13 protein-coding genes are annotated in these 12,929 nt (G+C 67.8%); 5 read left to right on the forward strand and 8 right to left on the reverse strand.

The genetic code is table 11. The features are described 5' to 3' along the window. Positions 1-63 precede the first annotated feature (63 nt). Complete coding sequence (locus KO516_RS19090; RefSeq protein WP_216005376.1) at positions 64-930, forward strand: N-formylglutamate amidohydrolase; 867 nt, start codon at positions 64-66, stop codon at positions 928-930. Here the strand turns inward: KO516_RS19090 and lpxK are convergent, their stop codons facing one another. The 7 genes from lpxK to rbfA form a co-directional block, all read right to left on the reverse strand. After that, positions 931-1,917: a tetraacyldisaccharide 4'-kinase gene (gene lpxK / locus KO516_RS19095; RefSeq protein ID WP_216005377.1), complete on the reverse strand. Its 987-nt coding sequence runs from the start codon at positions 1,915-1,917 to the stop codon at positions 931-933. Next, entirely contained in the window at positions 1,917-3,143 is a 1,227-nt protein-coding gene (locus KO516_RS19100) for a 3-deoxy-D-manno-octulosonic acid transferase (RefSeq protein WP_216005378.1), read from the reverse strand. Before KO516_RS19100 ends, lpxK begins: the two co-directional genes overlap by 1 nt. A 5-nt stretch (positions 3,144-3,148) precedes the next feature. Continuing rightward, entirely contained in the window at positions 3,149-3,391 is a 243-nt protein-coding gene (locus KO516_RS19105) for a DUF4170 domain-containing protein (RefSeq protein ID WP_216005379.1), read from the reverse strand. Positions 3,392-3,477: 86 nt separating this feature from the next. Beyond that, positions 3,478-4,254, reverse strand: coding sequence for a 3'(2'),5'-bisphosphate nucleotidase CysQ (locus KO516_RS19110; protein WP_216005380.1), 777 nt, complete (start codon positions 4,252-4,254; stop codon positions 3,478-3,480). Then, positions 4,241-5,596: a TldD/PmbA family protein gene (locus KO516_RS19115; protein ID WP_216005381.1), complete on the reverse strand. Its 1,356-nt coding sequence runs from the start codon at positions 5,594-5,596 to the stop codon at positions 4,241-4,243. The genes KO516_RS19110 and KO516_RS19115 overlap by 14 nt, the downstream gene beginning before the upstream one ends. Positions 5,597-5,661: 65 nt before the next feature. Next, positions 5,662-6,396 carry a phosphodiester glycosidase family protein gene (locus KO516_RS19120; protein WP_371742113.1) on the reverse strand — a complete coding sequence of 245 codons (735 nt, stop codon included), beginning with the start codon at positions 6,394-6,396 and terminating at the stop codon, positions 5,662-5,664. Between the two features lie 2 nt (positions 6,397-6,398). Beyond that, positions 6,399-6,800: a 30S ribosome-binding factor RbfA gene (gene rbfA / locus KO516_RS19125; protein ID WP_216005382.1), complete on the reverse strand. Its 402-nt coding sequence runs from the start codon at positions 6,798-6,800 to the stop codon at positions 6,399-6,401. A gap of 86 nt (positions 6,801-6,886) precedes the next feature. On the opposite strand from rbfA, the gene dapB reads away from it, so the two are divergent. Next, positions 6,887-7,702, forward strand: coding sequence for a 4-hydroxy-tetrahydrodipicolinate reductase (gene dapB / locus KO516_RS19130; RefSeq protein WP_216005383.1), 816 nt, complete (start codon positions 6,887-6,889; stop codon positions 7,700-7,702). A 179-nt stretch (positions 7,703-7,881) separates the two neighbouring features. Here dapB and KO516_RS19135 read toward each other — a convergent pair whose 3' ends face one another. Then, complete coding sequence (locus KO516_RS19135; protein ID WP_216005384.1) at positions 7,882-8,079, reverse strand: DUF1674 domain-containing protein; 198 nt, start codon at positions 8,077-8,079, stop codon at positions 7,882-7,884. Positions 8,080-8,150: 71 nt separating this feature from the next. Here KO516_RS19135 and KO516_RS19140 point away from each other — a divergent pair, with 71 nt between their 5' ends. The 3 genes from KO516_RS19140 to purH all read left to right on the forward strand — a co-directional run bounded on the left by KO516_RS19140 (position 8,151) and on the right by purH (position 12,897). Continuing rightward, complete coding sequence (locus tag KO516_RS19140; protein ID WP_216005385.1) at positions 8,151-9,413, forward strand: RsmB/NOP family class I SAM-dependent RNA methyltransferase; 1,263 nt, start codon at positions 8,151-8,153, stop codon at positions 9,411-9,413. A 123-nt stretch (positions 9,414-9,536) separates the two neighbouring features. Next, entirely contained in the window at positions 9,537-11,288 is a 1,752-nt protein-coding gene (locus KO516_RS19145; RefSeq protein ID WP_216005386.1) for a heparinase II/III family protein, read from the forward strand. A 19-nt stretch (positions 11,289-11,307) separates the two neighbouring features. Beyond that, entirely contained in the window at positions 11,308-12,897 is a 1,590-nt protein-coding gene (gene purH / locus KO516_RS19150; RefSeq protein ID WP_216005387.1) for a bifunctional phosphoribosylaminoimidazolecarboxamide formyltransferase/IMP cyclohydrolase, read from the forward strand. Positions 12,898-12,929: the final 32 nt, after the last annotated feature.

The following is a 12,929-nucleotide window of genomic DNA, read 5'->3' on the forward strand; positions in this document are numbered from 1 at the left end:
ACAGAAAAGACGCTTTGGGCCAGAGGCAAAATCGCGCTAGGATGCCGTGAAACGGAGGGTGTATTGCCGAAGGTCCCCTATCATCTCGATTTGCCCGAAGCGATCACCTCGCGCGTGGTTTTTGCCTCTCCGCATTCCGGGCGCGACTATCCCTGGAGCTTTCTGCGCACCACCGTGCTGGACGATCAGTCCATCCGCACCTCTGAAGACGCCTTTGTCGACCGGCTGTTCGACTGTGCGCCGCAATTCGGCGCGCCGCTGTTGCGGGCCAATGCACCGCGCGCCTTTCTGGATCTCAACCGGGCCGCCGATGAGCTTGACCCGGCGCTGATCGAAGGGGTGCGGCGCGGCGGGCACAACCCGCGCGTGGCCAGCGGGCTGGGGGTGGTGCCGCGCGTGGTGTCGAACGGGCGGGCGATCTATCGCGGCAAACTGCCCATGGCCGAGGCCGAGCGGCGCATCGCGCATTTCTGGCACCCTTACCATGACCAGCTGCGCGCGCTGCTGGCGCAGGCCCATGCGCAATTCGGTGAGTCGGTGCTGATCGATTGCCATTCCATGCCGCATGAGGCGGTGGACGCGGTGGCCCGCAATTGTGCCCGTCGGCCCGAGATCGTTATAGGTGATCGTTTCGGCGCTTCGGCCGCGCCTGCCATCGTTTCGCGGATCGAGGCGGCTTTTGTCGCGGCGGGGCTGTCGGTGGTGCGCAACATGCCGTTTGCCGGGGCCTATGTGACGCAGGCTTACGGGCGACCGTCGCGCCGCCAGCACGCGGTGCAGATCGAAATCGACCGCTCGATCTACATGGACGAGGTCGAGATCAGGCCAAACGCCAATTTTCAGGCCTTCCGCCGCCTGCTGCGCGGCGTGGTGGCGGATATTGCCAGCATCGGTCACGAGGGCAAGGCGCTGCCGCTCGCGGCAGAGTGATCACAGGATACGGTCCAGCGCCGCCTCAAGCGGGGCCGGGGCGTCGATCTGCAAGCGCACCGGCAGGCTCAGCACCTTTGGGCGGAAACTTTCCGGCAGGCGCACCGCGTCCTTTTCGGTGGTGACCAGCTGCGCGCCCAGCCGCAGCGCATCCGCTTCCAGCCGGGTCAGCAGGGCGGCGGTAAAGGGCTGGTGATCGTCTAGCGCGTGTGAGGCCAGCAGATCCGCGCCAAGGCTTTTCAGCGTGGCAAAGAATTTTTCGGGGTGACCGATACCGGCAAAGGCCAGCGCGGGCAGACCCTGCCAGTCCATGCCGGTCTGCAACGGGGTCAGCGCCCCAGTCAGGTGCGGCAGGGTGATGTGCTTGCTCCAAAGCGCGGCGAACTGGTCCTGAGCGGGCTGCGGGCCGATCGACAGCAGCAGATCGGCGCGGGCAAGCCCGGTCGCGACCGGCTCGCGCAGCGGCCCGGCGGGCAGGCAGCGCCCGTTGCCAAAGCCTTTGGCGGCATCGACGACGACGAGGCTCAGATCCTTGTGCAGGGCCGGATTCTGGAACCCGTCGTCCATTACAATGACATCGGCGCCTGCGGCCAGCGCGGCGCGCGCACCCGCAGCGCGATCGCGTGCGATCCACGCCGGGGCAAAGGCGGCCAGCAGCAGCGGCTCGTCGCCGACCTCGGCAGCGCCATGGCGCTGCGGGTCGACGCGGGTGGGGCCGGTCAGGCTGCCGCCATGCCCGCGCGACACCACATGCGGGCTGCGCCCACGGGCCAGCAGCCGCTCGACAAGGGCGATCACGGTGGGGGTCTTGCCGGTGCCGCCGGCGTTGATGTTGCCGACGCAGATCACCGGCACGCCGATGCGCGCGCCGGACCGCGCCAGACGCCGGGCCGTGGCACGGGCGCTCAGCGCAGCCAGCGGCGCGAGCAGGCGCGCGGGCAGGGCGGGCGCATCGGGATCGGTGTACCAAAAGGCGGGGGGGCGCATCAGGCAGGCTCCGGCTCGGCATCGACGGTGTCGCAGACCAGCGCGATGATTTCGTCGGTCAGCGCTGCACCCTGGCTCACCACATCCCAGCCCGCATGGGCCATGGCGGCGGCGTGATCGGGGGCCACAAGATGCGACACGGCGGTCGCCAATGTGTCGGAATCGCGCACGATGCGCGCCGCGCCCGCCTCGGCGAGGCGCGAATAGGAGGAAAGGTAGCGCCCGACGTTCGGCCCATAGAGCAGCGCCGTGCCATGGGCGGCGGCCTGCAGCGGGTCTTCGCCGCCGGGGCCGGGGCGCAATGACCCGCCAAGAAAGGTGACCGGTGCCAGCCGATACCACAGCCCGAGTTCCGAGGCATCCTCGGTCAGCAGCACCTGGGTGTTTTCATCGGGCATGTCGCCATCGTCCCAATAAGCCCCCCGCAGCGGCGATTCGCGCAGAAGCGTGGCAATGGCGCGCCCGTCTTCGCGGCTGGCAGGCACCATGAACAGCAGCAGGCGATGCGCAAGGCGGATGGCGCGGGCATGGGCGCGCAGGATGTCGCCCGCCTCGTCGGCGCGCACCCGCGCCGCCAGCCAGCAGGGCCGGCCAGACAGCAGCTGTGCCATCTCTTCGTGCAGGGTGCGGCGGCAATCGAGTGTCGGGGCGGTTTCAATCAGCGGGCCAGAGCGGCGCAGCCGGTCCACGGGCAGCCCAAGGCGGCGCAGGCGGCGCCAGCCGGGCTCATCCCCGGCAAACAGCAGGTCAAACAGATCAAGCGTCGCCGTGGTGCAGTCGGGCATCCAGATCGGGCTGGGCACACGCCACATCTCGGGGGCGATGCAGGCCAGCCGCGTGCCTTTGTCATGCAGTCGTGACAGCAGCGCCGGATGCAGCAGCGCGCCCGTCCACAGCCCGATCTGCGGACGCCAATGCGCGGCAAAGCCTTGCGCTTCGCCAGCGCCATCCGGCCCCAGCGGCTGCCCCAGCAGCCCATCGGGCAGCCGCTGCGGCCCCAGCGTCGCGGGCCATGTCAGCAGGACCGAGATTTCGGGCCTCTGGCAGCGCAGCCGCGCGCCGATGCTTGCAAGGGTGCGCAGCACGGCCTTGTCATGGGCATGCATCCAGACAAGCGCGCCGCCCGGTCGCGCCGCCGTCGGGGGCGTCGCAGAACTTCGGCTCCGAGCGGCGGCGAGATAGGCGCTCAGCGCAAATGGCTTTCGCGCGGGGGGCGAGTCCGGCAAGGGTGTCAGCCGAGTTCTTCGGTGGTCGATGCCTCGGCTTCTTCGTCGCGCAGGCGGTGCAGATGGGCGATGAAATAGCGCATGTGGGCGTTATCGACGGTGCGCTGCGCTTCGGCCTTCCACGCATCATGGGCGCTGGCGTAATCGGGGAAGATCCCGACAACGTGCAGATCGTCGACATTCTTGAAGACGTTCTTTTCCGGGGTGACGAGCTCGCCGCCGAAGACAAGATGAAGTCGCTGAACCATGGGAGGTGTCCTTTCATGCGGGAATGGGTGCACCCTACGAGCCGCAGGGGCGAGGTCAAGCCAGCATCCGGCGCGCCGCAGAGGGCCTAGTGCCGCAGCCGCGCCAGCATGTTGGCGTGCAGCGCGGGGTTGGCGGCAAGGATGCCGTCATGGCGCGGATCGGGCGCATTGAAGCGGATCGGCGCGCCGTGCCGGTCGGTCATTCGCGCGCCCGATTCGGACAGCAGCAGCGCCCCCGCCGCGATATCCCATTCCCACGAGGCGCGCAGCGTCAGCATCGCGTCAAAGCGGCCCTGCGCCACCAGCCCCAGCCGGTAGGCCACCGACGGGCGGTGATGGCGGCTGAGCTGCGGCACCGCGCCATCCCAATGCTCTGGCTCGAGCACCGGGCGAGTCACCAGCACGCGGGCGGTTTCAGCATCGCGCACCGTGCTGGCCCTGAGCGGCGCACCGTTGAGCCGCGCGCCCTCGCCGAGGGCCGCATCGAACATGCGGTCCAGCAGCGGCAGGTACACCACGGCGGCGGTGATCTTGCCGCGCCGCGCCACCGCAAGCGAATGCGCCCAGCTGTCAGAGCCTTCGATAAAGCTGCGCGTGCCGTCGATGGGATCGACGATGAACACGCTGTCGGCCGCCAGCCGGTCCGTCGAATCGATGCTTTCCTCGGAGAGCCAGCCATAGCCGGGCCGCGCCCCGCGCAGGATGTCGCTCAGCGCCGCATCGACGGCCATGTCGGCGTCGGTCACCGGGCTGCCATCGTCTGGCTTCCGGCGCACGTTCAGCGCGCTTTGGGCAAAGCCCGTGGCAATCTCGGCCGCAGCGCGTGCGGCGCGGATCAGCAGCGCAAGATCACTCTCCGGCAAGCGTGAGCCCCTCGACCAGCAGCGAGGGCACCACGCGGCTGAGATAGGCCCGCCCGTCATTGGCCGGGATCACCCGTGGCAGGAAATCGCGCAGGTTTCCGGCGATGGTCACCCCGGAAACGGTGTAGCTTGGCACACCGTTTTCAACCCAGATGCCCGCCGCGCCGCGCGAATAATCGCCGGTGTTGGGGTTGATCGTCGCGCCGATCATCGAGGTCACGATCAGCCCGGTGCCCATCTGCGCGATCAGCTCGTCGCGGCTGGCGCTGCCTTGGGTCAGCGCGATGTTCCAGCTGCTCGGCGACGGGCCGCCGCCGGTGCCGCGCGCGGCATTGCCGGTCGGGTCCATGCCCAGCTTGCGCGCATTGGCCAGATCCAGCGTGAACCCCTTGAGCACGCCGTCCTCGACCAAGGCGCGGCGCTGTACCGGCAGGCCCTCGGCATCGAACGGGCGCGAGCCCATCATGCGCGGGCGGAACGGGTCCTCGATCAGCGACAGACCCTTGGGCAGCACCTGCTCTCCGAGTGCGTCGCGCAGCCACGAGGCGCCGCGCGCCACGGCGCTGCCGTTGATCGCCCCAAGAAGATGCCCGATCAGCGACGACGAAATGCGCTCGTCAAACAGCACCGGCCATGCGCCGGTCTTGGGCTTGCGCGGGTTCAGCCGTTCCAGCGCCCGCTCGGCGGCAATGCGGCCAATGTCTTCGGCAGAACGCAGATCGGATTGGAAGGTGCGGCTGTCACCGTCGTAATCGCGCTCCATCGTCGCGCCTTCACCCGCGATGGCCACGCAGGAGCGCGACCGGCTCGACCGGGTATACCCGCCGGAAAAGCCGTTGCTCGCGGCCATGTGCACCCGTCGACGCCCGTATCCGGCCGAGGCCGATTGTACCTGCCCGATGCCGCTCACCGCCAGCGCGGCGGCCTCGGCGATGCGGGCGTCTTCCTGCAGCTCGGCGGGCGAGGGGTCTTCGGCGGGATCGCACATCTCAAGCGCGCCCACATCCCACGATGCGATCAACTGCGCCGGGTCGGCCAGCCCGGCGTGGGGGTCTTCGGGCGCTTCGCGGGCCATCGCCACGGCGCGCTCGGCCATGCTCGCCAACGTCTCGGGGCGAACATCCGACGACGAGACCACCGCAGAACGCCTGCCCACGAACACCCGCAGCCCGATATCGACGCCTTCGGAGCGTTCGGCATGTTCCAGCGCGCCGCCGCGCACGTCGATGGCGATGGAGCTGCCATCAACGGCAATCGCGTCCGATGCATCGGCGCCCGCCTTCGCGGCGGCGTCCAGCAGATTGCGGGTCAGTATGTCGAGGGTTCGGGTGGTGTCGGTCATGGATGCTCCGCCTTGGCTCGTATCCCGAGGTAGGGTGCGCCGCCCCGCGACGCAAGGAAAACGGCTCAGTCGGGCGTGCCGACCACGCCGACGATCGGGCCCATGGCGCGCCCGACCAGATCGCGCCGCCCGAAACCGGGCGCGTAGAGGCGCGAAACATTGCCATCAAGGAACAGCGCCTGATCCAGCTTCAGCCCGTCGCGGAAAAAACTCGCGAAGTCGTGGAAATTTACCGGGTTGTTCGAGATGGCAAAGATCGCGGTCTTGCCGTTGTCGGATGTGCCGACGCCATTGCGCAGATAGCGCGAGTCGCTGTCCGGGATGAATCGCGGATGCAATTCGCCGTCGATCACCAGCATCGGGCCGGACTGGGTGGCGAAATCGCAGGCGGGGCGGTCGGCAAGGTATTTGCGCGTCTCGATCACGTCGGCGCGGCGGGCGCGGATGCACAGGATGCCATTGGGCAGCAGCCCGAAATTGCCCGGACCAGCGCTCGAGACGGCCTCTTTCAGGGTCTCGCCGTCTTCGATATAAAGCCCAACCGGCGCGCGGTTCGGGTGGTACATGCCAGCGTTCATCGCAAACAGCAGTGCCTTGTCCTCGGCGCCAAGGCTGGCATCCAGCTGCGGAAACTGCCCCCAAGCCCCGCCGTCGGGATTGTAGAGAAACAGGCGCAGATCCTCGCGCGCCGCATCCACCTTGCACCAGGTGTAGCGGTTGCCCATGTAGCTGCTGTCCTGACATTCGAGCGCAGCCACCGGGCCGGCCAGCAGGGCAAGCGCGGCAAGGACGGCGCGCAGGATCACTCTTCTTCCTCGATGTCCCGGCGCACCGCATCCTGCGAGAACAGGCGGCGCGTCTCGTCGAGCCGATCGAAGGTCTCGTCGAGCCGAAACCGCAGCTCGGGCGCGTATTTCAGGGTCAGCCCCTTCGATACGGCGCGGCGCAGCTCGTTCTGGTTGCGTTTGAGCCTTTCGAACATCGCGTCCGAATCGCCGCCGCCAAGTGGCACCACATAGGCGGTCGCGACCTTCAGATCGGGAGACACGGAGACCTCGCCGACGGTGATCGACAAGCGGTTGAGTTCGGGGTCATGGATATCGCCGCGCTGCAGGACTTCGGACAGGGTGCGGCGAATAAGTTCGCCGACCCGAAGCTGTCGCTGGCTGGGCCCTTGCCCGTCGTGGAATCTGTTCTTTGCCATGGGCACTCACTTAGTCTTCTGCCGGGGCTTTGCCAAGCGGCGCACTGCGCGCTAAGCAGGGCGCGATTTATGGACAGGAGATGACGATGACGGACAAGCCGGGCGTGGTGGTGACGGGGGTGTCTGGCCGCATGGGGCAGATGCTGGTGCGCGCACTCGAGAAAAGCGACCGGCTGGCCCTGGTCGGCGCGGTCGAACGAACGGGGCACGACTGGGTCGGACGCGATCTTGGGGCGTGCATGGGCGGGCAGGAAAACGGCGTCGTCGTGACCGATGACGCGCTCGAGGCGTTCTCGAAGGCGCAGGCGGTGATCGATTTCACTGCGCCTGCGGCCACGGTGGCCTTTGCCGAACTGGCAGCGCAGGCCCGGGCGGTACATGTGATCGGCACCACGGGGCTGTCCGATGACGATCTGGCAAAGATCAAGGCAGCGGCGCGCCACGCGGTTGTGGTGCGGGCCGGGAACATGAGCCTGGGCGTGAATCTGCTGACCAAGGTGACGCAGCAGGTGGCGGCGGCGCTGGATGAAGACTGGGATATCGAGATCGTCGAATCGCATCACAATCAGAAAGTCGATGCCCCCTCCGGAACGGCGCTGATGCTCGGCGAAGCCGCCGCCGCCGGACGCGCGGTCGATCTGGCCGAGGTGTCAGACCGTGGCCGCGACGGCATCACCGGCAAGCGCACGCGTGGCCACATCGGCTTTCACGCCCTGCGCGGCGGCGATGTGGTGGGCGAGCATGAGGTGATCTTCGCCGCCGCAGGCGAGCGGATCTTTCTCAAACACGTCGCTTCCGACCGTGGCTTGTTCGCACGCGGTGCCCTGAAGGCAGCGCTCTGGGGACAGGACAAGGCACCCGGCGAGTATGACATGCTGGACGTGCTCGGCCTGAGTGACTGATCGCACCTGACTGTCAGAGCACGGAGGGGGCGCTGCCCCCGCGCTTCGCGCCCCCCGGAGTTTACCCGGCAAGATGAAGACAAGCGCCGCGCCCCACCTTCATCTTGCCGGAGAAACTCCGGGGGTGAGGCCGCAAGGCCGAGGGGGCTGGCCCCCTTTCCGGCGGTCGGCGGGGCGGATCAGAAGTCGATCGCGAGACCTTTTTTCTCCCAATCCCCGTAGCGCGCAGGGTCGAGGCCGTCGCGGCCGCCGTATTCCTTGGGCAGCGGATTGCGGGCGAGGTCTTCTTCGGCGGTGCGGCGGCGCTCTGCGGCTTCGGCAAGGGCGCGCTGCGCAGCGGGGGGCAGGTTTGCGGGGGCTTTGATATCTTCGGTCATGGCGGCTTTCCTCAGGTGTTCCCTGCTGATATAGGCGCGGCCAACCCCACCAGACAACCCGGGAGAGATCCATGGCCGCCATTCCCTCTGCCCGCGCGCAGGCTGTTCAACTGCTTGGGCAGGTCCTGGGGCAGGGGCGGCTGATGTCAGATGCCATGTCCGGCCATGCGTGGGAGGCTCTTGCGCCCGCCGACAAGGCCGCCGCGCAGAGGCTGGCGATGGAGGTGCTGCGCAATCTCGACCGCTGCGACCGGGTGCTGAAGCCGCATCTGCGCAAGAACCCTCCGCTATTCGTGCGCAACGTCTTGCGTCTGGGCGCGCTGGAGCTGTGCAGCGGCGGGGCGGCTCATGGCGTTGTCAACGAAGCGGTGCAGATGGTTGGCGCCGATCGCAAGACCCAGACCATGAAGGGCATGGTCAACGCTGTCTTGCGCAAGGTGGCCGAGGATGGCCCCGCGCACTGGGCGAAGCTGCGGGCGCCGCGTCTGGCGCGCTGGCTGCGCGATCCGCTTGTCGCCGCTTGGGGGCCGCATTCGGTGGCCGCGATGGAGGCGGCGCATCTTGCCGGCGCGCCTCTGGATCTGACTGCCAAGTGCGATCCGCAAGCGCTCGCCGATGCCACAGGCGGCGCGTTGCTGCCCACCGGGTCGGTGCGGCTGGCGCAGGCGGGGCAGGTGTCGGCGCTGCCCGGCTTCGAGGCTGGCGAGTGGTGGGTGCAGGATGCCGCCGCTGCGCTGCCTGCGCGTTTGCTGGGGGATGTCGCCGGTCTGAGCGTGCTTGACATGTGCGCCGCCCCCGGGGGTAAGACCATGCAGCTTGCGGCGGCGGGGGCGCGGGTCACCGCGCTTGACCTGTCCGAACATCGCATGGCGCGGGTTGCCGAGAACCTTGCCCGCACCGGGCTGGCTGCGCAGATCGTGGTTGGCGATGCGTTGGACCATCAGGGCGCCTACGATGCCATCCTGCTCGATGCCCCCTGTTCCGCCACTGGCACCATTCGCCGCCACCCGGATCTGCCGCACGCCAAACAGGGTGAGGGCATTTCCGAGCTGATCGGTATTCAGGGCGCAATGATCGACCATGCGCTGACGCTGCTGGCGCCGGGCGGGCGGCTAGTGTTCTGCACCTGCTCGCTGATCCCTGATGAGGGCGAATGCCAGATCGAAGAGGCGCTGGCCCGCCACGAGGGTCTGCGCGTTCTGCGCCCCGAGGCACCCGGTCTTGACGAGGCATGGCGCAGCGACGAGGGCGGCCTGCGTCTTCGGCCCGATTTCTGGGCGGATCGCGGCGGCATGGATGGGTTCTATATGGCAGTGCTGCACAAACCCGCCTGATCCGGCCCTTTGCGGGATGACTTGATTCTGTGCGCTTGGTAAGCTTGTGCCCGAAAGAACCGCGCCACCAAGAGCCGCGGACAGACCCCTGAGTCGGGGCAGGACTGAGGGCAAAAGAGGCGTATGTCACGGACAGAGGGCTTGTCCGCCGCAATCACGCGGCTTCTCAACCGCTTTCACGCGCGCTTGGCGGCGCGGGCACGGCCGGCGACCGGGTTCGTGTCCAGCCCTGAGCCGCGCAGCACCGGGCGCTTTTCGCGTGGGCGGCAGCTTTGCGCCGGTAACCTTTTGTTCGCAGGTCATCTTATCGAATCCCCCGGTGCAATGATCTGGGATCTGAGCGCCCCCGATCCGGCATGGGACGCAGAGATCCACGGGTTTCGCTGGCTCGACGATCTCGCCGCTGTCGGTGACATGCGCGCGCGCGCGCTGGCGCAGGACTGGCTGTGGGGCTGGATCGACCGCTTTGGCGCGGGGCATGGCGAGGGCTGGTTGCCCGAGGCGGCGGGCCAGCGGCTGATCCGCTGCATTCATCACGCGCTGTTCGTGCTGAGGGGCACCGACGGCGCGCGCTCTGATCTGTTCTTCCAGTCGCTGGCGCGGCAGACGATCTTTCTGGCGCGGCGCTGGAAAGCCTCGCCGCCGGGGCTGCCGCGTTTCGAAGCGCTGACCGGGTTGCTCTATGCCGGGCTGGCGCTAGAGGGCATGGCCGAACATGTTGCCCCGGCGCTTCGGGCTCTGGCGCGCGAATGCGATGCGCAGATCGATGCTCGGGGCGGCATTCCCACGCGCAATCCCGAAGAGCTGCTCGAGGTGTTTACCCTGCTGACATGGGCGCAGGCGGCGCTAGAGGCGAGCGATCGCGAACCAGACCCGGCGCTGACCGCTGCCATTGCCCGCATCGCGCCGACGCTGCGGGCGCTGCGCCATGCCGATGGCGGGCTGGCCCGGTTTCAGGGTGGGGGAAAGGGCATCGACGGGCGGCTCGATCAGGCGCTTGCCGCCTCTGGTGTGCGCCGCAAGCCTGCGGACGGGCTTGCGATGGGCTATGCGCGGCTTGGCTTTGCCCGCACCACGGTGATCATCGACGCCGCGCCGCCGCCGCGCGGCAAGGCCAGCGCCGATGCCCATGCCTCGACCCTTGCCTTCGAGCTGACCTCGGGACGGCGGCCGCTGGTGGTCAGCTGCGGTGCGGGCACCGTCTTTGGCGAGGACTGGCGCCGCGCCGGGCGCGCCACGCCATCGCATTCGACGCTGTGCCTTGATGGCTACAGCTCGGCGCGGCTGGCCGAGCCGACAATGGTTGGCGGGATGCTGCGCGAATATCTCGAAGAGGCGCCCGAAGACGTGCCGGTGCAGATCACGCCCTCGGACGACGGGCTGTGCTTTGAGGGCGGACATGACGGCTATCGCCGCACCCATGGGCTGACCCATGCCCGCAAGCTTGAGCTGTCGCAGGACGGGCGCACCCTGATTGGCGAAGACCTGCTGACCACCCTGACCGACCCCGACAAGCGCCTGTTCGACCGGCGCATGGATCACGCCCAGCTCAGCGGCCTGCCCTGGCAGCTCCGATTCCATCTGCACCCGGATGTCGATGCGGCACTTGATATGGGCGGCTACGCCGTGTCGATGGCGCTGAAATCCGGCGAGATCTGGGTGTTTCGGGCGGAACAGGGGCCGCAACTGACGCTGGAGCCCTCGGTTTACCTTGAAAAGGGCCGTTTGCGGCCCCGCGCGAGCAAACAGGTCGTTTTATCCGGCCGCGCGATGGAGTATGCGAGCCGCATCCGCTGGAGCCTGGCCAAGGCACAGGAGACCGCCATCGCGGTCCGGGACCTGGTCGAGACGAGGGCGGAAGACGAGACGCCTTAACCTTTGGGAACCGATCCGTATGCCTGACCTGCACAAAGTCGCCCGCGCCCTGATTTCCGTATCCGACAAGAAGGGGCTCATCGAGCTGGGCCAGGCGCTGGCCTCGCGCGGGATCGAGATCCTGTCGACCGGCGGCTCCGCCGCTGCCCTGCGTGCCGAGGGCGTGCCGGTGCGCGATGTCGCCGAGGTGACCGAGTTCCCCGAGATGATGGATGGCCGGGTCAAGACCCTGCACCCGCGCATCCATGGTGGTCTGCTGGCGCTGCGCGACAACGACGCCCATGTCGACGCGATGAAGGGCCATGACATCCCGGAAATCGACTTGCTGGTGGTGAACCTCTACCCGTTCGAGGAAACCGTGGCCAAGGGCGCCGATTACGACACCTGCATCGAGAACATCGACATCGGCGGCCCGGCGATGATCCGCGCTGCGGCCAAGAACCATGCCTTTGTCAATGTCGTGGTCGACGTGGCCGATTACGAGCCGCTGCTGGCCGAGCTTGATGCCAATGACGGCGCCACCAGCTATGCCTTCCGCCAGAAGCTGGCGCAGGTCGCCTATGCCCGCACCGGCGCGTATGACGCCGCCGTGTCGACATGGATGGCGGGCGCGCTGGACGATGCCGCACCGCGCCGCCGCGCCTTTGCTGGAAGCCTCGCGCAGACCCTGCGCTATGGCGAGAACCCGCATCAGGCGGCGTCGTTCTACCGCGATGGCTCGGATCGCCCGGGCGTTGCCAGCGCCGTGCAGCATCAGGGCAAGGAACTGAGCTACAACAACATTAACGACACCGACGCGGCCTTTGAACTCGTGTCGGAATTCCTGCCCAGCGATGGCCCGGCGGTGGCGATCATCAAGCACGCAAACCCCAGCGGTGTGGCGCGCGGGGCGACCCTGCTGGAGGCCTATAAAAAGGCCTATGATTGCGATCGCACCTCGGCCTTTGGCGGCATCGTGGCGCTGAACGGCAAGCTGGACGCAGAAACCGCCGAGGCGATCACCGAGATCTTTACCGAGGTGGTCATTGCGCCGGGCGCGGATGACGCGGCCAAGGAGATCTTTGCCAAGAAGAAGAACCTGCGCCTGCTGACCACCAATGGCGTTGCCAACCCGGGCACGCCGGGCCTGACCTATCGGCAGGTGGCGGGCGGTTTCCTTGTGCAGGACAAGGACACCGGGATGATCGGCCTTGATGATCTGCGGGTGGTGACCAAGCGCCAGCCGACCGACGATGAACTGCGCGACCTGCTGTTCGCGTGGAAGGTGGCCAAGCACGTCAAGTCCAACGCCATCGTTTACGTCAGGGACGGCGCCACCGTCGGCGTTGGCGCGGGCCAGATGAGCCGCCTTGATTCGGCGCTGATCGCCGCCAAGAAGGCCGAGCGCATGGCCGAGGCGATGGGCCTGCCCGAACCGCTGACCAAGGGCTCGGCGGTGGCGTCGGATGCGTTCTTCCCCTTTGCCGATGGGCTGCTCGAAGCGGCGGCGGCGGGCGCGAGCACCGTCATCCAGCCGGGCGGCTCGATGCGCGACGACGAGGTGATCGCCGCCGCTGACGAGGCGGGCCTTGCGATGGTCTTTACCGGAATGCGCCATTTCCGGCACTGAGCCAGATTCGCCAGCCAGACAAAGCAAAAGGG

It is taken from the genome of Citreicella sp. C3M06 (assembly GCF_018860705.1).
Taxonomy (GTDB): Bacteria; Pseudomonadota; Alphaproteobacteria; order Rhodobacterales; family Rhodobacteraceae; genus Salipiger.